General features: G+C 74.3%; 18 protein-coding genes. 8 read left to right on the top strand and 10 right to left on the bottom strand.

The features are described 5' to 3' along the window. Nucleotides 1-140 precede the first annotated feature (140 nt). The 4 genes from WMF33_RS46030 to WMF33_RS46045 all read right to left on the bottom strand — a co-directional run bounded on the left by WMF33_RS46030 (nt 141) and on the right by WMF33_RS46045 (nt 4,870). Nucleotides 141-941 carry an MlaE family ABC transporter permease gene (locus tag WMF33_RS46030; RefSeq protein ID WP_020741518.1) on the bottom strand — a complete coding sequence of 267 codons (801 nt, stop codon included), beginning with the start codon at nt 939-941 and terminating at the stop codon, nt 141-143. Between the two features lie 177 nt (nt 942-1,118). Next, nucleotides 1,119-1,667 (bottom strand): tRNA (adenosine(37)-N6)-threonylcarbamoyltransferase complex ATPase subunit type 1 TsaE, encoded by a 549-nt coding sequence (gene tsaE / locus WMF33_RS46035; RefSeq protein WP_437334505.1) that lies wholly within the window; start codon nt 1,665-1,667, stop codon nt 1,119-1,121. Nucleotides 1,668-1,670: 3 nt separating this feature from the next. Continuing rightward, a complete protein-coding gene (locus WMF33_RS46040) occupies nt 1,671-2,801 on the bottom strand; it encodes a hypothetical protein (protein ID WP_437334506.1) in 1,131 nt (376 codons plus the stop codon). A 161-nt stretch (nt 2,802-2,962) separates the two neighbouring features. Further along, nucleotides 2,963-4,870 carry a hypothetical protein gene (locus tag WMF33_RS46045; protein WP_437334507.1) on the bottom strand — a complete coding sequence of 636 codons (1,908 nt, stop codon included), beginning with the start codon at nt 4,868-4,870 and terminating at the stop codon, nt 2,963-2,965. Nucleotides 4,871-5,043: 173 nt separating this feature from the next. On the opposite strand from WMF33_RS46045, the gene WMF33_RS46050 reads away from it, so the two are divergent. The 3 genes from WMF33_RS46050 to sdhB are packed head-to-tail and all read left to right on the top strand — an operon-like array spanning nt 5,044 to nt 8,720. Beyond that, the gene (locus WMF33_RS46050; RefSeq protein WP_437334508.1) at nt 5,044-5,826 is read left to right on the top strand and encodes a succinate dehydrogenase; all 783 of its coding nucleotides are present in this window, start codon (nt 5,044-5,046) and stop codon (nt 5,824-5,826) included. 55 nt (nt 5,827-5,881) lie between these two features. Continuing rightward, nucleotides 5,882-7,897 carry a succinate dehydrogenase flavoprotein subunit gene (gene sdhA, locus WMF33_RS46055; protein WP_437334509.1) on the top strand — a complete coding sequence of 672 codons (2,016 nt, stop codon included), beginning with the start codon at nt 5,882-5,884 and terminating at the stop codon, nt 7,895-7,897. A gap of 1 nt (nt 7,898) precedes the next feature. Continuing rightward, the gene (sdhB, locus tag WMF33_RS46060; RefSeq protein ID WP_061623559.1) at nt 7,899-8,720 is read left to right on the top strand and encodes a succinate dehydrogenase iron-sulfur subunit; all 822 of its coding nucleotides are present in this window, start codon (nt 7,899-7,901) and stop codon (nt 8,718-8,720) included. Nucleotides 8,721-8,819: 99 nt separating this feature from the next. Here the strand turns inward: sdhB and WMF33_RS46065 are convergent, their stop codons facing one another. From WMF33_RS46065 to WMF33_RS46090, 6 genes are all read right to left on the bottom strand, one after another. Continuing rightward, on the bottom strand, nt 8,820-9,392 hold the full coding sequence (locus WMF33_RS46065) for a hypothetical protein (protein ID WP_437334510.1): 573 nt from the start codon (nt 9,390-9,392) through the stop codon (nt 8,820-8,822). Nucleotides 9,393-9,486: 94 nt separating this feature from the next. After that, nucleotides 9,487-10,371 carry a branched-chain amino acid ABC transporter permease gene (locus WMF33_RS46070; protein WP_437334511.1) on the bottom strand — a complete coding sequence of 295 codons (885 nt, stop codon included), beginning with the start codon at nt 10,369-10,371 and terminating at the stop codon, nt 9,487-9,489. 53 nt (nt 10,372-10,424) lie between these two features. Continuing rightward, complete coding sequence (locus WMF33_RS46075; protein ID WP_437316386.1) at nt 10,425-11,624, bottom strand: ABC transporter substrate-binding protein; 1,200 nt, start codon at nt 11,622-11,624, stop codon at nt 10,425-10,427. 319 nt (nt 11,625-11,943) lie between these two features. Next, a complete protein-coding gene (locus WMF33_RS46080) occupies nt 11,944-12,693 on the bottom strand; it encodes a TlyA family RNA methyltransferase (protein ID WP_437334512.1) in 750 nt (249 codons plus the stop codon). Beyond that, nucleotides 12,690-13,724, bottom strand: coding sequence for an ABC transporter substrate-binding protein (locus WMF33_RS46085; RefSeq protein WP_437334513.1), 1,035 nt, complete (start codon nt 13,722-13,724; stop codon nt 12,690-12,692). The genes WMF33_RS46080 and WMF33_RS46085 overlap by 4 nt, the downstream gene beginning before the upstream one ends. Next, the gene (locus tag WMF33_RS46090) at nt 13,717-14,886 is read right to left on the bottom strand and encodes a trypsin-like serine peptidase (RefSeq protein ID WP_437334514.1); all 1,170 of its coding nucleotides are present in this window, start codon (nt 14,884-14,886) and stop codon (nt 13,717-13,719) included. Before WMF33_RS46090 ends, WMF33_RS46085 begins: the two co-directional genes overlap by 8 nt. Before the next feature lie 322 nt (nt 14,887-15,208). Here WMF33_RS46090 and WMF33_RS46095 point away from each other — a divergent pair, with 322 nt between their 5' ends. The 5 genes from WMF33_RS46095 (at nt 15,209) to WMF33_RS46115 (ending at nt 21,098) form a co-directional block, all read left to right on the top strand. Then, nucleotides 15,209-17,734, top strand: coding sequence for a DNA internalization-related competence protein ComEC/Rec2 (locus WMF33_RS46095; protein WP_437334515.1), 2,526 nt, complete (start codon nt 15,209-15,211; stop codon nt 17,732-17,734). A 29-nt stretch (nt 17,735-17,763) separates the two neighbouring features. Continuing rightward, nucleotides 17,764-19,239, top strand: coding sequence for a B12-binding domain-containing radical SAM protein (locus WMF33_RS46100; protein ID WP_437334516.1), 1,476 nt, complete (start codon nt 17,764-17,766; stop codon nt 19,237-19,239). Then, entirely contained in the window at nt 19,236-19,517 is a 282-nt protein-coding gene (locus tag WMF33_RS46105) for a glutaredoxin family protein (protein ID WP_437334517.1), read from the top strand. The genes WMF33_RS46100 and WMF33_RS46105 overlap by 4 nt, the downstream gene beginning before the upstream one ends. Nucleotides 19,518-19,582: 65 nt before the next feature. Next, the gene (locus tag WMF33_RS46110; RefSeq protein WP_236644295.1) at nt 19,583-20,233 is read left to right on the top strand and encodes a TlpA family protein disulfide reductase; all 651 of its coding nucleotides are present in this window, start codon (nt 19,583-19,585) and stop codon (nt 20,231-20,233) included. A 166-nt stretch (nt 20,234-20,399) separates the two neighbouring features. Further along, nucleotides 20,400-21,098 (top strand): GbsR/MarR family transcriptional regulator, encoded by a 699-nt coding sequence (locus WMF33_RS46115; RefSeq protein ID WP_437334518.1) that lies wholly within the window; start codon nt 20,400-20,402, stop codon nt 21,096-21,098. Nucleotides 21,099-21,115: the final 17 nt, after the last annotated feature.

Genomic DNA, 21,115 nt, shown 5'->3' on the forward strand with positions numbered 1-21,115 from the left:
CCGGCAAGCCGGATGACTCACATCTCGGGCTCAGACATCGGCCCATCCCCACCCCCCTGCCCCGCGCCGAGAACACCCTCTCCGGGGGCCTACGGTGGATATGAAGGGGGGCGCCTGCGCGATCTGCAGGAGCGCACGGCTCACATGTCGAGCAGCAGCTGCGTCAGGATGTAGTTCGTGACGAGCACGGTGACGCAGCTCTCGACGACGGCGCGCGTGGTGGCGACGCCGACGCCGCGCGCGCCGCCCGAGGCGAAGAAGCCGTGGCGGCACGAGACCGACGAGACGATGAAGCCGAAGACGCACGCCTTGATGAGCCCCATCGAGATGTCCTTGGGCAAGGCGAAGTCGCGGATGCTCTGGAAGAACGCGCCCTCGTCGCCGCCGAGCCAGAGCACGGCGACCAGGTACGAGCCGCACATGCCGACGCTCGTGTAGAGGATGCACAGGAGCGGCAGCATCACCGTCGCGGCGAAGAGGCGGGGGGAGAGCAGGTACTGCACGGGGCTCACGCCCATCGTCGCGATCGCGTCGATCTGCTCGGTGACGCGCATGTTGCCGAGCTCCGCGGCCATGGCGCTGCCGGCGCGGGCGGTGACCATGATCGCCGAGAAGACCGGCGCGAGCTCGCGCGCCAGCGAGACCGCGACGAGGCCGCCGACGCGGCCCTCGGCGCTGAACGCGCGCAGCGCGTAGGACGTCTGCAGCGTCACGACCATGCCGCTGAAGACGCCGGTCAGGCCGACGATGAAGACCGACTGCGCGCCCATGAAGTCCATCGCCGCCAGGAACTGCGCGGGACGAAACGGCGGGCGCACGAGCCAGACGAGCGTCTGGAACGTCAGCGTGACGATGTTGCCGATGTTGTCGAAGAACGCGAGGACCGGCTCCAGCGCCTTCGTGAGCAGCTCGCTCCGGCTGGTCTCAGCGCCTTCCTTCACGGTGCGCTCTTGTATCACGCAACGCCGCCGCGCACGGGGTCGGGCTCGCGATGACCCGGCGCGCTCGCTCGCCCGCGCTGCGTAGCGCCGCTCGCGCCGGCGCGACGCCCGTCGAGCTCGCCCGGAGATCCAGCGGCCGCCGCTCGCCCCCTCCAGCCTCAGGCCGCTCGGCGCCCTTCACGCGGCGCCCGGCCCCGATCCCCGCGCTCCGCCGGAGCCTCGCAGCGCTGCCTCCAGCGCCGCGAGCACCTCGCCGCTCCGCGCGCCCGTCGCCCTGATCTCGGCGGCGCGGCCGGGCGCCGCGGCGTCCTCGGGGGCGATGAGGTGGATCAGGAGCGCGTCGCCGCCGAGCGCCTCCACGAACGGCTCGCCCCACTCCACCACGACGAGCGCCCCCTCCGCGCGGCGCTCGCGCAGCCCGAGCTGGGCGAGCTCCGCGGCCGCGCCGCCGGCCGCGCCCTCCGCAGGGGAGGCGCCGCCGAGGCGGTAGGCGTCGGCGTGCGCGATCGGGACGCGGCCCTCGTGCTCGTGGACCAGCGTGAAGGTCGGGCTCGTGATCGGCAGCTCCGGCGGCACGCCGAGCGCACGGCAGAGGGCGCGGGCGAAGAACGTCTTCCCGGCGCCGAGGTCGCCGGCGAGGACCACCAGATCGCCGCCCGCGAGGCGGTCGGCGAGCGCGCGCGCGAGGCGGATGGTGCTGCGGCGGCTCGGCAGCTCGACGCGCATGCGTCAGAACCGAGCCCCGGCGCCGAGCGTCGCGCCGAGCAGGAGCAGGGAGCCGTCCCCCGTGGGAACCCACCGGAGGTTGCCGAGCTGCGCCTCGAGCTGCACCGAGGGGCTCAGCGCGAGCGCGACGTCGAGCGACGCCCCGATCACCGGGTGCACCTCGAGGTCGCCGCGGTACGTCGCGCCGCCCGGGCCCACGGCGCCCGCGCCCGACCTGAAGAACGCGCCGGCGTGGAGCGCCGGGCCGACGTGGAGCGGGAACGCGCGCCACGCGCCGCCCTCGGGCGTCCGGCTGGGCGTCAGCATCAGGCGCGCGCCGCCCTCGATCCAGCCGGCGAACGGCCCGACCAGGTTGCCGCCGCCGCCGGCGAACAGCTCGAGCCCGCGATCGCCGACCGCGTAGGCCGCGCGCGCCGCCCCGACCAGCGAGGCCGCGCTGCCGCTCGCGCCCGGGAGGCGCGCCGCCGCGACGGCTGTCCCGAGCGACGCGGACACGGCGAAGCGGCGCCCGCCCGAGTACGCAGGCCAGACGCGCTCCGGCCCGAGCGGGTACGCCATCTGCACCTCGTTCGCGGGCGGCGCCGGCGGCGGCGCGGGCACCGGCGGCAGCACCGTGGCGCCGCCGGCGGACGAGGGCGCGGGCGGCGCGGCGCCCGCAGGGCGCTCCCAGGGGAGCTCGCCGATGCCGACGCCCTCGGGGCGGAGGAGCACCGCCAGCACCTCCTGCGTCTGCTGGGCCGACCGGCCCCGGTCGACCTCGCGCGCGACCGACTCGACCCGGCCGGTCGAGGCGAGGTACGCGGTGAGCTCGACCCGGGCGGTCGTGACCGCAGGCTCGACGGTGCCGCTCAGGACCCAGTCCGCGCCCGTCTGCGCGCTCACGGCGCGGTACTCGTCCGTGGTGTCGGCGACGCCGTCGGCCACGCCCTTGAGCGCGGCCGCGACCGCGCCGTCCGGCACCGCGGTGTGGCCGAGCGCGGCGAGCCCGGCCGCGACCTCGGCCTGCGCGGCGCTCCGGGCGGCCTCGTCGGTGCCGCCGCGCGCGGGGAGCACCGCCACGCGGTCGGCGAGCGCGGCCGGGGCGAGCGCCGTCAGCGCGGCGGCGGCGGCACAGGAGAGGGCTCGGCGGATCATGCGGCGCCATGCTACGCCCCCCGCGGCGCCGGAGCAGCCCCAGGACGACGCGGCGGCACGCTCTCCACGCCACGCGTGAGCCCCCCGCGGCGGCAAGGCGCCGGCTGACGAGCGCGCCGCCCCGCGCGGCGGACGCGCGCTCGTCCGGCGGTTCGCCCCGCTCATCGCGCCTTCTCGATCTCGCGGTGGCCGACCACCCGCGGCAGCACGCGCTTTCCGCCGAAGCCGGCCGCCGCCGTCGTCCAGAGCTCCACCGTCGCGCTGCTCAGGGCGCTCGCCGCCGCGAGGCGCCGCGCCTTCACCTCGGCCGGGTCCTCGGTGCCCGTCTTCGGCAGCCGCTGCACGCCGGCCCACGCGAGGACGCCGGCGTCGCGCCCGAGCGCCGCCCAGAAGCTCGGCGGCGACGGGTGGGTGGCGAGCCACACCGCGAGCGCGGCCCCCGCGCCGGCGCCCGGCGGAGGCTGTGCGCCGGCGGGCGCCGCGACGAACGGGAAGAGCCCCGCCGTCGCGACGAGCGATCCGGGCGGCGGCGGCACGGCCGCCTCGAAGCCGAGCGCGAGCGTCACGGCGCGCGGCGCGACGACGCGGATCGCTTGCTCCGCGCACGGCGCGTCCCCGGCCAGGATGATCCCCCGGACGGCCGGCGGCCGGAGGGCGCGCGGATCGAAGGCCGCGTCGCACGGGAGCGCGAGCGCGATGCCGCGCTCGGCCAGCGCCGCCGGCGCGGCCCCGGCGCCGCCCGGCGCGGCCGCGGCCCCAGGCGCCGCGCCCCCGGCGGCGCCCGCCGGCGCGGAGGGCGCCGAGGCGGCCGCGTCCTTCCGGGCGCCGGCGTCGCCGCCCACGAGCGCCACCGGCTTCGCGCCCCGCTCCGCGAGCGCCGCGGCCAGCACCTCGATGCCCCGCGCGGGCTCCTCGCCCACGACGAACACGAACGCGCCGTCGAGCGCCGCCGGCTCCGGCGGGTGGACGAGCAGCACCGGGATCGCGTTCGCCCGCGCGAACTTCGCCACCGCGGTCGCCTGCTCGCGGTCGGAGCCGGCGATCAGCACCGCGGCGCCCTCGGCGGTGAGGCTGCTCAGCGCCTCGTCGACGCTGCCCTGGCCGCCGTCGTCGCGGCTCACGAGCCGCGCGTCCGACCCCGGCCTCAGCAGCCCGAGCCCGTGCGCCACGCCGGCCGCGATCTCGACGCCCCGCCGGCGCGACTCGGACGTGCGCGTCGACAGCAGCAGGCCCACCGTGGGCGGCTCGACGCGCGCCGTCCCCGCGCCGGCCGCGAGCTCCGAGATCGCGTCGCCCTGGTTGCCGAGCAGCGCGCCGGCCCGGTCGAGCAGCTCCTTCGCGAGCGCCACGTCGCGCCGCTCGCGGGCGACGATCGCGAGGCGCTCGGCGACCAGCGAGCGCAGGTCGACCTGCGGGTCCACGACCTCGCCGGCGGCCTCGCCCGCGCGCATCGCGGCGACGAGGTGCGCGATCGGCACCTTGCGCAGGAGCGCCCCGATCTGCGCCCGGATCGCGGCGCGGTCGTCGTCGTCCGCCTCGCGCAGCCACACGCCCATCAGCTCGACCGCCTGCGTCCACGCGCCCGCCTCCATCGCGGCGGTCGTGACCTCCTCGTTGAGGAGCGAGCGGACGTACGCGTCGATGACCTTGCTCACCAGCGGGCGCAGCACCCCGAAGGCCGGCTTCGGCTTGCCGGCGCGCCGGAGCGCGGCGCCACGGAGCACGCGCGCGAGGTCCCCGGTCGCGCCCGGCCCCTCGGCCTCGACCTCGGCCGCGAGCGCCTCGGCGCGGCGGAGGTCGCCTCGCTCCAGCGCGATCCACGCGAGGTGGGCGGTCGCGACGCGCGCGAGGTCGTCGCCCGCGTGGCGGCCGCGGAAGGCGAGGAGCTCCGGCTCGAGCGCGATGCGCTCGGCGCGCGCGCCGCTCGCGAAGCGCGAGAGGATGCGGCGGAGCTCGGCCTGGGCCTCGGGCGACCCGCCGAGCGCCGGGCTGACCGCCTCGGCGCCGTCCTGCGCGCCGCAGCCGGCGCTCGCCGCGCCGAGCGCGATGAGCGCCGCGACCGCGACCACGGGCGCACGGGCGAGGAGCGGCCGCCGTCGCCGCGCGGGGCGCCGCCCGGGCGCGCCGTCGGCCTTTGCGCCAAAGGCAGCGGAAAACCGGCCAGAATTGTCGACTGCGTTCACCTTGACGTCACCCGGGGCATCCCATACACCCGCCGCGCCCGCCTTCCATCGAGGTCAGCGTGTCCGAGGCAACCCCCGCGAGATCGCTCTTCCACAAGAGCCGCCGGTCCTTTCTCCTGCGCAAGCTGCATTCTCTCACCGGCGCCCTCCCCGTGGGCGGTTTCCTGCTCTTCCACTTCTGGACGAACGCGAAGGCGCTCCAGGGGCAGGAGCGGTTCGACGCGGCGGTCTCCGAGATCTCGCACATGCCGTACCTGCCGGTGCTCGAGATCGGGCTCGTCGTGCTGCCGCTCGCGTTCCACGCCCTCTACGGGGTCAAGCTGGTGCTCGAGGGCAAGCCGAACGTCGGCAGCTACACGTTCTCGCGCAACTGGATGTACACGATGCAGCGGGTCACGGGGGTGCTCGCGTTCGCGTTCATCGGGTTCCACCTCTGGCAGTACTGGGCGCAGAAGTGGCTGGGCCGGATGGCGCCCGAGGAGTTCTACCCGCGGCTGTGCGCCGACATGGCGTCGACCGTGGGCGGCGTCCCGGTGATCGCGCTCGTCTACATCTTCGGCATCGCGGCGAGCGTGTTCCACTTCGCCAACGGCCTCTGGGGCTTCTGCTTCTCGTGGGGGGTCACCGTGTCGCGCCGGGCGCAGCGGATGGCCGCGGTTGTCTTCGGCGCGGTGGGCCTCGTGGTCTTCGTGCTCGGCGCCAACACGGTGATCTACTTCGCGACCGGCGCGCCGTTCCCCGGGACGCCGGGCCCCGCCGCCGAGGGGGCGCGCACGTGCGCGGACATCGTCGCCGGGCCCGGGCCCGGGCGCGCCTCGCTGGCCGCGCCGGCCTCGCACTGACCATCGTATCGGCCGCGCCCGAGTGGCAGCGGCGCGGGAGCATCGGGATCGAAACATGGCCGCGAAGAGCACGACGAGGAGCGAGGGGGGGAAGGTTCGGCGCGTGATCGTCGTCGGGGGCGGGCTCGCCGGCCTGATGACGGTGATCAAGCTGTGCGAGGCGAAGGTCCCGGTCGACCTGATCTCCCTCGTGCCGGTGAAGCGCTCGCACTCGGTGTGCGCGCAGGGCGGCATCAACGCCTCGGTGAACACGAAGGGCGAGGGGGACAGCCCCCAGGTGCACCTCGAGGAGACCGCCTACGGCGGCGACTTCCTCGCGAACCAGCCGCCCATCAAGGGGATGGCCGAGGCCGCGCCCGGCATCGTGCACATGCTCGATCGCATGGGCGTGCCGTTCAACCGGACGCCCGAGGGCCTGCTCGATTTCCGCCGGTTCGGCGGCACGCTGTACCACCGCACGGCGTTCGCGGGCGCGACGACGGGGCAGCAGCTGCTCTACGCGCTCGACGAGCAGGTGCGGCGGTTCGAGCTCGCCGACGTGATCGACGAGCACGGCGTGGCGATCCCGGGCGAGAAGATGGTCCGGAAGCACGAGTTCTGGGACTTCATCGAGGCGATCCTCGACGACTCCGGCACGTGCGTCGGCTGCGTCGCGCAGGACCTGAAGACGATGCAGATCCGCGCGTTCACCGGCGATGCGGTCGTGCTCGCGACGGGCGGCTGCGGCATCGTCTTCGGCCGCTCCACGCTGAGCGTCATCTGCACGGGGACGGCGGCGTCGGCGGTCTACCAGCAGGGCGCGGTGTACGCGAACGGCGAGTTCATCCAGGTGCACCCGACGGCGATCCCGGGCGCCGACAAGCTGCGGCTCATCTCGGAGAGCGCGCGCGGCGAGGGCGGCCGCGTCTGGGTGCCGAAGGACAAGAGCGACGCGCGGAGCCCGCGGGACATCCCCGAGAAGGAGCGCGACTACGTCCTCGAGCGGCTGTACCCCGGCTACGGCAACCTCGTCCCGCGGGACATCGCGTCGCGCGCGATCTTCCGGACGTGCTTCCACGAGGGGCGCGGCATTTTTAACGCCGCGACGGGCCGGAACGAGAACGAGGTCTACCTCGACCTGACCCACAAGGACGAGAAGTTCCTCCGGGCGAAGCTCGCGGGCATCCTCGAGATCTACGAGAAGTTCGCGGGCACCGACCCGTACAAGAACCCGATGAAGGTCTTCCCGGCGGTCCACTACTCGATGGGCGGCCTGTGGGTCGACTACGAGGCGGACGCGCGGGGCGCGCTCAAGGTGGGGTCGCCGCGCAACCACGCCACGAGCATCCCGGGCCTCTACGCGGTGGGCGAGGTGGACTACCAGTACCACGGGGCCAACCGGCTCGGCGCCAACTCGCTGCTCTCGTGCATCTACGGCGGCATGGTCTGCGGCCCCGCGGTCGCGAGCTACCAGCGGAGCATCAAGCGGAGCGCCCTGGACCTGCCGCGCTCGATCTTCGACAAGGCCGAGAAGCGCGCCGAGGCCGACTACCAGCGCATCCTGACGCAGAACCAGGACGCGAAGCAGCCGGAGAACGCGTACCGGCTGCACCAGGAGCTCGGCGAGACGATGCTGCGCGACTGCACGATCGAGCGCGACAACGCCACGCTCGACCGGGTGCTCGAGAAGCTCGGCGAGCTCGAGGAGCGGGCGGGGCGGATCAAGAGCACGGACACGGCCCCGCGGGTGAACCAGGGGGCGCAGTTCGTGCGGCACCTCGAGAACATGCTGGTGCTCGCGCGGGTCATCGCGGAGGGGGCGCGGAACCGCGACGAGTCGCGCGGGGCGCACTACAAGCCGGAGTTCCCGGCGCGGAACGACGCCGAGTGGCAGCGCACGACGCTGGCGCGCCACGAGGAGAAGGGCGCCGTGCGGTTCATCCGCGCGTTCGACTACGCGTGCGCCGGCCAGTCGATCCACGTGACCGACGCGGTGGACACGTCGCTGGTGGCGCCGCGGGAGCGCAAGTACGAGCAGGCGGGCGCGGCGAGCGCGCAGGCGACGGGGAAGCTGTCGCAGAAGAGCGTGTAGGATGGCCAAGGCGAGCGGAGACAAGGCGAACGGGGCGGCGGCGCCGGCCGAGGCGCGGGGCGAGGGCCGGCTGGTGCACCTGCGCGTGCGGCGGCAGGACACCGCGGATCGTCCGGAGACGCGGCGCTGGGAGGAGTTCAAGGTCCCCTACCTGCCGCAGATGAACGTCATCAGCGCGCTGCAGCAGGTCCAGCGGGATCCGCGGACCGTGGACGGCAAGGAGGTGCCTCCGGTCGTCTGGGAGGCGGTGTGCCTGGAGGAGGTGTGCGGCTCGTGCACGATGGTGATCAACGGCCGTGTCCGACAGGCTTGCTCGGCGCTCATCGATCAGATCGCGCCGAAGGGCGAGGTGATCACGCTGGAGCCGATGTCCAAGTTCCCGCTGGTGCGCGACCTGCTCGTGGACCGGAGCCGGATGTTCGAGGACATGAAGCGGGTCCGCGCGTGGATCGACATCGACGGCACGCACGAGCTCGGCCCGGGGCCGCGCGAGTCGCCGGAGCGGCAGGAGGAGCGGTATCCGCTCTCCCGCTGCATGACGTGCGGCTGCTGCGTCGAGGCGTGCCCGCAGTACAATGACGGGACGAAGTTCGTCGGCGCCTTCGCGATCAACCTGGTGCGGCTCTACAACATGCACCCTTCCGGGGCGATGCACGCGGGCGAGCGCCTGGAGTCGGTGATGGGCGAGGGCGGGATCACCGATTGCGGCAAATCGCAGAACTGCGTCGAGGTGTGCCCGAAGGAGATCCCGCTCGTCGACTCGCTCGCGACGGTCGCCCGCGACACCACCAAACGAATGCTGTTTGGGTGGTTGCTGAAGTGAGATCGCAAGCTCGTTGACCCGGCGTCGCCCCTGAGCCCCTGACTCGCGATAGGCCCTCGGAGCCCGCACGGCGCACGGAGCGCCGGTGTCTGAGCGGGATCAGGGGAACGGCGCCCCCGCCCCGAACCCGAGCCCGAGCCCGCTCCCGAACCCCAGCCCCACCGGCTCGGTCGTCGTCTGCCGCTCCAGCTTGCGGATGCGCAGCCCGAGCAGGTGCGTGACCAGCGTGCAGGTCTGGTGCGCCCGCGGCGTCACGCCGCAGCCCAGCCAGACGCCGAACGGCTCCCGCTCGCCCTCCTCGACGTAGCGGATCACCGCGCCGCTCTGCGCGACCGTGAGCCACGCGGTCGCCTCGCCCGGCAGCGACGCGTGCAGCACGCCGATCTGGCCCAGCGGGTCGTCGTTCGGGCCGATGACCCGGCCGTCCGGCTCGAGCAACGCCAGCGGCTCGGCCTCCAGGCCGAACACCCGCCCGCCGCGATCCACGTTGAGCTGGTGCTCGCCGTTCACGAGGATCTTGCCGTCGGGCAGGACGTCGACCGCGAGGTTTCCGTGCACCCAGCGCGCGCGCGGGATGTCGAGCAGCGCGCCGCCGCGGGCCCAGTTGGCCGGGGGCGCCGCGGTGCACGCCGCGAGCAGCGAGAGCGGCACGACGAGAGCGAGGCGTCGCATGCGCCGAGCATACCGCAGCGGCGCGCGGCGTTGTCGGCCGGCGCGCCACGGCGGCGCGTCGTCCGGCGCGCCACGGCGGCGCGCCGGCGCAGCGCTACACCTTCTCGGTACCCGTCGTGCCGAGCAGCCCCGTCGGCTTCACGAGGAGCACCCCGATCAGCACGGCGAACACGAGGACGTCCTGCAGGCCCGAGTAGGGCGTGAGCTTCGTCATCTCGCCGATGATCCCGATCAGCATGCCCCCGAGCATCGCGCCCGTGATGTTCCCGATGCCGCCGATGACCGCCGCCACGAAGGCCCGGTTGCCGATCACCACGCCCATCGTGGGATACACCTGCGACTGATCCAGGCAGTAGAGCACCGCGCCCACCGCCGCGAGCATCGAGCCCGTGACGAAGGTCAGCGCGATGATGCGGCTCGTGCGGATGCCCATCAGCCGGGCGGCCTCGACGTTCACGCTGAGCGCGCGCATCGCCTTGCCCGTCCAGGTGCGCCGCACGAGCAGCTCCAGGCCGATCATCACGAGGATCGAGGTGACGAAGATCACCTTGCGCGTGTGCTCGATCGGCAAGAGCTGCGGATAGCCGCGGTAGCGCGCGGTGAAGAGGAGCTGCGCCAGGTTCTGGAGGAGGACGCTCATCCCGAGCGCCGTGACCAGCGGCGTGATCCGGGTGTTGGCGAGGCCGCGCCCCCGGGATCGCAGCGGCGCGTAGGCTACCCGCTCGACCAGGACCCCGAGCACGCCCGCGAACGCCATCGCGCAGAGGGTGCCGGCCACGCCCGCGAACAGCGGCGCGTCCTGGCCGCCGAACGCCGCGATCCCGAACAGCCCGGCGAAGGCGCCCATCATGAACACCTCGCTATGAGCGAAGTTGATGAGCTTGAGGATGCCGTAAACCATCGTGTAGCCGAGGGCGACGAGGGCGATCATCGACCCCTGGGCGAGCCCCGTGATCAGGGCATTCACGATCTTCTCCATGGAGACCCCTTCACCACGCGCGCGGGGTGGATCCCGCGCGCGCGGCACGACCACTACTGCTTCGCGGACTTCTCGTTGACCGTCGCGTAGTAGGTAAACTGCTTGTCCTTGATCCGGACAATCACGACCGGCTTGTCGGCGTTGCGGTTCTCATCGATGGTGATGACCCCCGTCGCGCCCTGGAACCCCTTGGTGTCCTGGATGGCCTGCCGGATGGCGTCCGGCGTCATCTCCTTGGCGCGGCCCATGGCGTCGGCGAGCAGCCTGGCCGCGTCGTAGGCCTGGGCGGCGATGCTCGACGGCGTGCGCTTGTACCGCTCCTGGTACTTCTTCACGAACGCCTGCGAGTTGGGCCACGGGACGTCCGGCGCGTAGTGGTTCGTGAAGTACGCGCCGTCGAGCTCCTCCGCGGCGTCGCGCAAGAGCTCGTTCGCGTCCCACCCGTCGGTGCCGACGAACATGCTGCCCGGCACGCCCGCGGCCTTGGCCTGCCGCGCGATCGGGGCCATCGAGGTGTAATAGATCGGCGCGTAGATCATCTCCGGGTTCGCCGACTTGAGCTCGTTGATGTACGTCGTGAAGTTGGTCTCCTTCTTGAGGAAGCTCTTCTCCATGACGATCTCCCCGCCTAGGCGCTTCACCTCGGCGCGGAACTCGTTGGCGAGGCCCGAGGAGTAGAGATCGTCGGAGGCGAAGAGGAGGCCGACCTTCTTCTTGCCGAGCGTGTTCACGATGAACTGCGCGCCCATCTGGCCCTGCACGTCGTCCGTGAAGCAGGCGCGGAACACGAAGGGGCCGACCTTCGTCACGTCCGGGTTCGTGGACGACGGCGAGATCATCGGCACCTTCTTCTTGTTCGCGACGATGCCGCCGGCGCGCGACCGGGACGAGGCGACCTCGCCGAGGAGGGCGAGCACGTGATCGCGGTCGATGAGCTGCAGGACCTTGTTGGTCGCCTCCTCGGGCTTCGACTTGTTGTCCTCGTAGAGGACGTTGATCGGCTTGCCCTTGACCCCGCCCGCCTTGTTGATCTCGTCGATGGCGAGGTCGATGCCCTCCTTCGAGTCGACGCCGAACGCCGTCTCCTCGCCCGAGAGGCTGAAGTAGGCGCCGACCTTCCACTCGGGGTCGTCCTTGGCGTGCTTGGCCGGGTCGCCGCCCGAGCCCTCGCTCTTCTTGCCGCACCCGAGCGCCATCGCGCTCAGCGCGAGCGCCCCGGCGATCATCCTCACCAAACCCCGTCGTCCGAGCATGCTGTCGTCCTCCCTGTCGCCGGGCCGCCTCGCGTGTGGGTCCGCCCGCCGGTGGCCATGGCCGCCCACGCAGCGGCCCCAGAGCGCGTGTACTCATCGCGTCTACCATTGTCTACGCGGCACGTCAGCTATCTCCGGCCGCGACGCGCTCGGCGTCGGCCCTCTTAAGTGTTCGATTCTCCACGGATTCCGCCGGTCGAGCCCGCCGCCGGCCCGCGCGGCGCCGGGGCTGACGCAACCGGATGCCGCGGCGCGCCGCGTGGGGCGCAGCCCACAAGCCGGCGCGGCGCGCCTCGCGGGGCAGCTGCAGCCGGCGCGGCTAGCCGGCGCGGCGCGCGTGGACGAAGTGCTCGACGTTCCCCTTCGGCCCGCGCACCGCGCTGTCGACCGCCCCGACGACGGAGAAGCCCGCGGCCTCGATGGCCTGGCGCGCCTCGGCGATCGCCGCGAGGCGGGTCGCCTCGTCGCGGATGACGCCCCGCCCTCGGGCGGCGGCCTCGCGGCCCGCCTCGAACTGCGGCTTGATCAGCGCGACGAGATCGCCGGAGGGGCGGAGCAGGCGGGCGATCGCCTCGATGAGCCGGGAGATGCTGATGAAGGACGCGTCGACCACCACGAGATCGATGGGGCAGTCGAAGTCCTCGCGCCGGAGCTCGCGCGCGTTGACCCGATCGCGCACCTCGACGCGGGGATCGGCGCGGAGCTTGCTGGCGAGCTGGCCGTAGCCGACGTCGACCGCGAACACCCGCGCCGCGCCGCGCTGGAGCAGGCAGTCGGTGAAGCCGCCGGTCGAGGCGCCCACGTCGACGCAGGTCTTCCCGGCGACGTCGAGGCCGTGCTGCGCCGCGAACGCGGCGAGCGCATGCTCGAGCTTGTCGCCGCCGCGCGAGACGAACCGGGGGCCTGACGCGACGTGGACCTCGGCGTCCTCCGGGAGCAGCGTGCCCGGCTTGTCGATGCGGCGCGGCCCGGAGGTGACCTTGCCGGCCATGATCAGCGCCTGCGCCTCGGTGCGCGAGGCGGCGAGCTTCCGGGCGACGAGCAGCGCGTCGGCGCGGACGCGGGTCACGGCGCCCCCGCCGGCGAAGGGGGGACGAGGCCCGCGCCGCCGTCCCCGGGGGCGGCCGCCGCGTCGGAGAGCGAGAGCGCGTCGCCGTGGAGCGCCCGGGCGACCTCGGCGAGCCCGTCGCCGATGCGCGGCCCCGGGCGCAGCACGGCGTCGGTGCGGAGCGGACGCACGCGCCCCTCGCGCACGGCGCGCAGGGATCTCCAGCCGGGCGCGTCCCGGAGCACCGCCAGCCTGGGGGATCCTTGCGCGCCGGGCTGCTCGGCGCCGTCGCCGCCGGCCGTGCCGTCGAGCAGCACGTCGGGATCCAGCGCGAGCAGGTGCTCGACGCTGATCGACGGATAGGCGCCGCCGCGGACGATCGCGTTCTCGCCGCCGGCGAGCCGGATCAGCTCATCGGCGAAGCTGCCGGGACCCGCGGCGAAGATGGGCGAGGTGTCGAACAGCAGGGCGACCCGGACGCGCGGTCGCCCCTTCACGGCCTGCTCGACCTCCTGGCGGCGGGCGCGGATCCGGGCGATCGCCCGCTCGGCGCCGGGGGTCGCGTCGAGCCGCCGGCCGAGCTCCGCGAGCATCTCCTCGATCTGGGCGAGCGACTCGGTCTCGGGGAAGCACGTCGCGATCCCGTGCCCGCGCAGCGCCTCTTCCAGCGCCGGCCCCGCGGGGCCGCGGGCGCCGACGACGAGGGTCGGCGAGAGCGCGATGATCGCCTCGATGCTCGGGTCGGCGTAGCCGCCGACGCTGGGCAGGCGGAGCACCTCGGGCGGGTGGTCGCAGTGGCGGGAGCGGCCGACGAGCGCCGCGCCGGCCCCGATCGCGAAGACCGCCTCCGTGGTGCTGGGCGACAGGGAGACGACGCGCGCTCCGCCCTGCGCCGCCGGGGCCCGGCGCCCGCACGCCGCGAGCGCGACCGCCGCGAGCGCCGCGAGCGCGGCCCGCCGCGGGAGCGCGGCTCCCTGCGAAGCCGCGGCTCCCCGCGGGAGTGCGGCGCCCCGCGCGCGGGGCGTCGACGATGAGCGCCGCCCTTCAGCCAAGCCGATCCCGGCTGCGGCGCCGCCGCAGGCTCGCCACCGCGCCCAGGCCCGCCGCGCCGAGCAGCCAGGGGACCGGCTTCGTCGGATCAGGCCTCGGCTGGACGCTGCAGGACCCGGCGGGCGCCTCGTCCTCCCCGTCCCCTTCGCCGTCGACCTCGGGCGGCGGCTCCGGGAGCTTCGCGCAGAAGCCGAGCTCGTCGTTGCAGCTGTAGCCGCTCGGGCACGTCGCGATCTCGGTGCAGGGGCGGGTGCAGTAGCCATCGAGGCACGCGTTCGTCGAGCACTGCTCCGGCTGCTCGCAGGCGCCCCCGAGCTCCGCCGAGTAGATCGGATCGGTGGGGAAGCCGGTCGCCCAGCGGGGCGCCGTGTAGCCTCCGAGGTCGGCGGCATGCAGGGTCGCTTCCTTAATCCATTCCGCCCAGCCGTACACATAGCCGTAGATCGGATACTCGCAGCCCTCGGCCCCGCGCGAGGTCACGCCGATGACCCGGTGCATCAGGTCGAGGCTGGGGCCGCCCGAGTCCCCCTCGCAGATGCCCGTGTCCCCGACCCACTCGGTCGGCTTCACCACGGACGCGGGGCAGCCGTCGGCCACGCAATCGATGAAGAGGTTGTCGCGGCGCCGCCGCAGGCCCGCGCCGGTGCTCAAGTCGTTCGTCGCGCCGAAGCCGATCGCGTAGTACTCCTCGCCCCTCTCCAGGGGCACGTCGACGCGCGGGACGAGCGGCACGGCTTCGCTCTCCGGGATGAGCTCGTCCAGGATGAGGATCGCCTGGTCGTTGCCGCAGAAGCTGTCCGCTTCCGTGCCGGGGAGCAGCACGATCTCGCTGCCGCCGTAGTAGCGCGAGGACCTGCCGATCTCCGCGTCGGTCGTCACGAAGATCCGCCGCGCCAGGTGCGTGTCCGTGAACTTGGTGCTCCGGCAGGTGATCTGGCCGTCCCGCTCATTGGCCATGTCCGATACGCAGTGGCGGGCCGTCAGCACCACGTTCGGGGCGATCAGGCTGCCGGTGCAGATCGCGCCGATCTCATCGTTGTAGATGCCCACGACGGCCCTGTCGCCGTCGTCCAGGTAACCGTCCTGGATGGCGTCGCGCGCCTCTCCGGTGTCATCAGGGAGCTCCTCCAGGGCCGAGCTGCACGCCGTAGCAGCGAGTCCCAAGGCAAGAATCAAGGCGACTCTGGGCGACCAAAACGACATCGCTAGCCTCCAAGTACTGCAATGTAGGTGCGAGCCGTGAGGCGACGCGCCGAGCCGATGATTCTAGAGGGGAATGTGCGGTCATGCACGCGCGCCACGCGCGTTGAACGACTCGTCTCGTTGCATGCACTACATCAAGAGACCGTCCGAGAGCCCTTGCAGGCTCGTCAGGGTACCGGCGGTCCCCGGATCCGCCATGGCGGCGCCAGGGACCTGGCGGCCGGATCCACCGTGAAAAGCCGCGAAAACGTGCGCGGCCCGGGTGTTGCGGGGCGGCGCGGCCGTGATCGATCCGGTCCTGCTCTTCGGGCTCGCGCTCGCCGCGGGCGCCCCGCTCGCCCTCTCCCCGATCCCCACCGCGCTCGGCGCGGCGCTCGCCGCGGCGGCGCTCCGCCGCCGGGCCGGCTGCGCGGCGCTCGCCGCCGCCGCGGTCGCGCTCGCCGTCAGCGGCCTCCGCGCCCGCGCGCTGCTCGACGACGCGAGCGGCCTCTACGACGGCGCCGCCGATCTGCTGCATCCGCCGGCGCGCTGCGAGGTGACGGCCGCGGTCGTCGGCTCGCCGGTCGTGGTCGGGACGGCGCAGCGGCGCTCCGACGAGCCCGGCGAGGCGCCGAGCGCGCGCGTCGACGTGGAGCTCACCGGCGGGACGTGCGGCGGGCGAGCGCTGCCGGGACCGCTCCGGGCGCGCCTCTACGGAGCGCCGCTGGAGCTCGCGCGGGGCGACCGGATCGAGGTCGTCGTCGACCTCGCGCCGATCCACCTGTTCCGCAACGAGGGGCTCCGGGACGCGACCGCCGCGATCGCGCGGAGCGGGATCGTCGCGAGCGGGACGATCGTCGACGCGCGGCGGACGCTGGCGGGGCGCTCGATCGGGGCGGCGGTCGACCGCGCGCGGGCCGCCGTGCGGGCGCGCATCGAGGCCACGTTCCACCCCGACGCGGCGGCGCTCGGGCGCGCGCTCGTGCTCGGCGAGACCGACCTCACGCCCGAGGACCAGGACGCCTTCCGCGAGAGCGGCCTCGCCCACCTGCTCGCGGTCTCGGGGACGCACCTGATCCTCGCGGTGGCGGGCTTCGCCGCGGTCCTGCGCGCGATCCTCGTCCGCGTCGGCCCGATCGCGGCCCGGTGGGACGCGGGCCGCATCACCGCGGCGCTGTGCGTGCCGGCCGCGTGGCTCTACGCCGACTTCGCCGGCGGCGGCGGATCGGCCATGCGCGCTGCGGCGATGCTCAGCTGCGCCATGGGCGCCCGGCTCCTCGGCCTCCGCCCGGTGGGCGTCCGCAACTTCGCCCTCTCGCTCGCGGGCGCCGCCGCCGTCGATCCGCTGATCGCGTGCGATCTCTCGTTCGGCCTCTCCGCGGCCGCGACCGCCGGGCTGCTCTGGCTGCAGCGGCCGCTCGCCGCGCTGCTCGTCCCCGGAGCGCGAGGGCGCGAGGACGGCGACGGCGGCGCCTGCGTGGAGCGCGCGCCGCTCGACGCGTCGCCGCGCGCGCTCGCGCGCAAGGTCCTCGAGCCGCTGGCGACGACGCTCGCCGCCATGTTCGGGTGTACGCCGCTGCTGCTCATGAACGGCGAGACGTTCCCGCTGCTCGGCGTGGCGGCGAACGTGGTCGCCGCGCCGATCGGCGAGCTGGCGGCGCTCCCGTTCTGCCTCGCGCACGCGGTGCTCTCGTGGGCGCCGCCGGTCGAGCGCGGGTGCGCGCTCGTCGGCTCGGGCGCGCTGCTCGCGGTGCGCGCCGTCGCCCGCGCCTCGGCGGAGACCGGCGTGGTGCTGCGCCTGCCCGAGCCGTCGCCCGCCCAGCTGGCCGCGCTCGCCGCCGCGATCGCGCTCGCGTGGGCCGCGGAGCGCCGCGGCCGCCGGCTCGCCGCGCTCGCGGCCGGCGCCGCCGCGTGGCTCGCGCTCGAGGTCGTCGCCGTGCGCGCCGGCGCGCCGCGCGGCGTGCTGCGCGTCAACGTCCTCGACGTGGGGCAGGGCGACGCCATCCTCATCGACCTGCCCGAGGGCGGCGCGATGCTCGTCGACGCGGGCGGCTTCGTGGGCAGCCCGGTCGATCCGGGCGCGCGCGTCATCCGGCCGCTCTTGCGATCGCGCCGCCGCGCGCGCCTCGACGCGATCGTCCTGTCGCACCCGCACCCGGACCACTTCGGCGGCCTGCCCGCCGTGGTCGAGGGCGTGGAGGTCGGCGAGCTCTGGGACACCGGCCAGGGCGAGGCCGAGGGCGCGGGCCCGGTCTACGCCAGGCTGCTCGCGGACCTGCGCCGGCGCGGCGTGCCCGTCGTGCGGCCCGCCTCGCTGTGCGGCAGGCCGCGGGTGCTCTCGGGGGCAACGATCGAGGTGCTCGCGCCGTGCCCCGAGCTCCACCCCGACCGGGGCGCCAACGACAACTCGTTCGTCCTGCGCATCACCTACGGGGCTCGCTCCGCGCTGCTCGTGGGGGACGCGGAGCACGAGGCCGAGGACGCGCTCGTCTCGCGCCACGGCGCCGCGCTCCGCGCCGATCTGCTCAAGGTGGGGCACCACGGCAGCCGGACCTCCACCGGCGCGGCGCTCCTCGCGGCCGTCGACCCCTCGGTCGCCGCCGTCTCCTGCGGCGTCCGCAACCGCTTCGGGCACCCGAGCCCCGAGGTGCTCTCCCGCCTGTCGGCCCGCGGGGTGGCGATCGCGCGCATGGACCGCGGCGGCGCCCTGGTCTGGGAGACCGACGGCGAGCGCGTGCTCTGGTCCCGCCCGGGCCGGCCGCCGAGCCCGGCCCCGAGCTCCGGACCGCGCCGTTCGCCGCCCGTGTCCTTGCGCCTGGACGCCCCCTGAGGGACGCTCCGGCGATGTCTCGTAGCGCGATGACGACCACGATCCGCCGCCGGCTCGCGAGCGAGATCGGTCGTATCGACAAGCAGGCGCCCTTCCGCGTCGCGCTGTCTTACCCGTCCCCGTACCGGGCTGGCATGAGCTCGCTCGGCTTCCTCCAGATCTACAAGCTGATCCAGGCCGAGCCCGGGATGGCGTGCGAGCGCGCCTTCCTGCCGGACGACGAGGGGGTGAGCGCCGAGGGCGCTCCGGTCACGTACGAGGGGCTCCGCCCCCTCTCCGACTTTCCGGTCATCGCGCTCTCGGTGGCGTACGAGCTCGAGCTCGCCGGGGTCGTCCGCCTGCTCGAGCTCGCCGGGCTGCCGGCGCTCCGGGAGGAGCGCGACGGCCGCCACCCGTTCGTCCTCGCGGGCGGTCCGCTCACGTTCTCCAACCCGCTGCCGCTCGCGCCGTTCGCCGACGCGATCCTCATGGGCGAGGCCGACACGCTGGCCGTGGAGGTGCTCCGCGTGCTGCGGGACGCCCCCTCGCGGGAGGCGGCGCTCGACGTGCTGGCGGGCGTCCCCCACGTCTTCGTCCCCGCGCGCCACGGCGCGGAGATGCCCCCGGTCGCCCGGTGCGACGACGCGCTGCTGCCCGCCTGGTCGCCGATCCGCGCCGAGGAGACCGAGCTCTCGAACATGTTCCTCATCGAGGCGGAGCGGGGCTGCTCGCGCGGGTGCACCTACTGCGTGATGCGCCGCTCGACCAACGGCGGCATGCGCATTGTCCCGAAGGACCGCCTCCTCGGGCTCATCCCCGAGGACGCGAGGCGCGTCGGCCTCGTCGGCGCCGCGGTCAGCGATCACCCGAAGATCGTCGAGGTGGTCCGGACGCTCGCCGAGCGGGGCTGCGAGGTCGGGCTGAGCAGCCTCCGGCCGGACCGGCTGACCGACGAGTTCGTCGGCGCGCTGCGGCTCGCGGGCTACAAGACGCTCACGACGGCGATGGACGGCACGAGCGAGCGCGTCCGCGAGACGCTGGAGCGGCGCGCGCGGCCGAGACACCTCCAGCGGGCGGCAGAGCTCGCGCGGCAGCACGGGATGAACCGGCTCAAGCTGTATTTGATGGTCGGCGTCCCCGGCGAGACCGACGCCGACGTCGACGAGTGCGTCGCGTTCGTCACGGAGCTCTCCCGGATCGTGCCGGTCGCGCTCGGGATCGCGCCCTTCTGCCCGAAGCGCAACACGCCGCTCCATGGCGCGCGCTTCGCGGGGATCGACGTCGTGAACAAGCGGCTCGACCGGCTCCGCCGCGGGCTGCGCGGCCGCGCCGACGTGCGGGCCACGAGCGCGCGCTGGGCGTGGGTCGAGGCGGTGCTCGCCGCCGGCGGCGAGGCCGAGGGGCGCGCGGTGCTGCAGGCGGTGCACGCCGGCGGCTCGTTCCGCGATTACGAGCGCGCGTTCGAGAGGATCAAGCGCCCGGAGCCGCCGCGTCAAAAGAGCCTGCCGCTGCTCGCGGCGGGGTGAGCGAGGGGACGCGCGTCCCGGAGGAGCGGATGAAGACGGTGACGCTGTTCACGCGCGAGCGCTGCCACCTGTGCGAGGACGCCCATGCCGCGCTCGAGCGCGTGCGCGCCCGCCTCCCGTTCGAGCTCGCCGTGGTCGACCTGGACCGCGAGGCCGGGCCGGAGAAGCGGGCGCTGTACGACTGGGAGGTCCCCGTCGTCGAGCTGGATGGGCGGAAGATCATGAAATACCGCGTCGACGAGGGGCGGCTCGAGCGGCTGCTCTCCGGGCCGGAGTGATCTTCGCGGCGCCGGGACGCTTCGCCTGCTTTCGCCCCGCGCCGCGCTAGGCTATGCCCACTCCCGTGAAGTGGACGACCATCGCGCAGATCCTCTTCATCCTCGTCGCGGCCGTCGCCGTGTACGGCTTCGTGCACGCGGCGCAGAACGACCAGCGCTCCACGGGCTGCAAGGCCATGTGCGCGCTGCGCCCCGCGTACGCTGGCCGCAACCGGCTCGCGCCGGACTTCGAGCTGCCGGACATGAACGGCAAGCCGGTCCGGCTCTCGTCGTTCCGGGGCAAGACGGTCTTCTTGAACTTCTGGACCAAGACCTGCGCGCCGTGCCTGCAGGAGATGCCGGCGCTCGCGGAGCTCGGCCGGATCGCCCAGTCGCGGAAGGACTTCGTCGTCCTCACGATCTCGACCGACGAGGGGCCGGACGACGTGCGGGACGCGCTCAAGGTGGCCCTGAACGGGGATCCGCCGTTCCCGGTCCTCTTCGATCCCGAGTCCAAGGTCGTGCTGGATCAGTACGGCACGCAGCTCTACCCGGAGACGTGGATCATCGATCCGAACGGGATCATCCGGGCCCGCTTCGACGGGGCGCGGGACTGGTCGAGCAGCCTGGCCATCGACGTGGGCGAGATGGTCTCGCGCTGGGGCGGGTGCCCGGTCGAGATCTACAAGGGCCAGCCGCGCGGCGGCTTCGCCGGCCTCTGCACCGACGACTCCTGAGCGGGCTCCGGCGCGGCACCGGAGAGGGGCGCGGGGAGGCGCGCGGCGGGTGCGCCGCGGGCGTGCGGGGGCGCGCTCCGGGCGCGGAGGGAGGAGCGCGCCGGGAGCGCGGGGCGCGCTGGCCGCTTGGCGCTTTCCCGAAAGATCGTTATGTGAGTCACCCATCATGACCGCCCGCAGGCCGACGTTGTCGACAGCGCACCCGCCGCAGCCGCCCGCCGCGGGCGAAGGGGGCGACGGGCCAGCCTCGGACGAGCGGGTCGCGGCCGCGCGGCAGGCGCTGCTCGAGGGGGTCGGCGCCGAGATCGCCGCCTCGTTCCCCGGCATCACGCGGCTCGGGGGGCAGGTCGTGGCGGCCCTCTACCTGGCGGACGTGCCGCGCTCGATGGATGAGCTCAGCCAGGAGCTCGGCCGCTCCAAGAGCAACATCTTCGCGAACCTGCGCGGCCTCGAGGCGGCCGGGATCATCGAGCGCCGGCGGGAGTCGGGGGCGCGGCACGACTCGTTCGCGCTGCGCGGCAAGTACCCCGACGTCATCGTCGGCGCCTACCTCGGCCGCCTGCGCCGCGTGGTGCAGGACAAGCGCACGCTCGCGCGGCGCGCGCTCGCGCTGCTCGGCGACGCCGAGGGCCCGGAGGCCGACGCCATGCGCGCGCGGCTCGACGACCTGTCGCGCAAGTACGACCTGTTCGCCGAGCTGATGGAGCAGCTCTTGCCGTCGATCGACGGCCCCGTCGATCTCGAGCGGCTGATCGCGCAGGTGCCCGAGGCGGTGGTCCGCTCCCTCAACGCGGCCGCCCGCGTCGCGTGGGCCGCCGGCGACGCGATCAGCCGCCTCAGCAGCCGCGCCAGCCGCAAGCGCTGAGCGCCGCTCGGCTGCGC

Source organism: Sorangium sp. So ce394 (assembly GCF_051474665.1).
In the GTDB taxonomy this organism is placed as follows: domain Bacteria; phylum Myxococcota_A; class Polyangia; order Polyangiales; family Polyangiaceae; genus Sorangium; species Sorangium cellulosum_D.

Bases quoted from the DNA above. Each gene is read 5' to 3' on its own strand.
- WMF33_RS46065 (WP_437334510.1), bottom strand. From the start codon at position 9,392: ATGCGACGCCTCGCTCTCGTCGTGCCGCTCTCGCTGCTCGCGGCGTGC.
- tsaE (WP_437334505.1), bottom strand. From the start codon at position 1,667: ATGCGCGTCGAGCTGCCGAGCCGCCGCAGCACCATCCGCCTCGCGCGC.
- WMF33_RS46040 (WP_437334506.1), bottom strand. From the start codon at position 2,801: ATGATCCGCCGAGCCCTCTCCTGTGCCGCCGCCGCCGCGCTGACGGCG.
- sdhA (WP_437334509.1), top strand. From the start codon at position 5,882: ATGGCCGCGAAGAGCACGACGAGGAGCGAGGGGGGGAAGGTTCGGCGC.
- WMF33_RS46115 (WP_437334518.1), top strand. From the start codon at position 20,400: ATGACCGCCCGCAGGCCGACGTTGTCGACAGCGCACCCGCCGCAGCCG.
- WMF33_RS46075 (WP_437316386.1), bottom strand. From the start codon at position 11,624: ATGCTCGGACGACGGGGTTTGGTGAGGATGATCGCCGGGGCGCTCGCG.
- WMF33_RS46070 (WP_437334511.1), bottom strand. From the start codon at position 10,371: ATGGAGAAGATCGTGAATGCCCTGATCACGGGGCTCGCCCAGGGGTCG.
- WMF33_RS46100 (WP_437334516.1), top strand. From the start codon at position 17,764: ATGACGACCACGATCCGCCGCCGGCTCGCGAGCGAGATCGGTCGTATC.
- sdhB (WP_061623559.1), top strand. From the start codon at position 7,899: ATGGCCAAGGCGAGCGGAGACAAGGCGAACGGGGCGGCGGCGCCGGCC.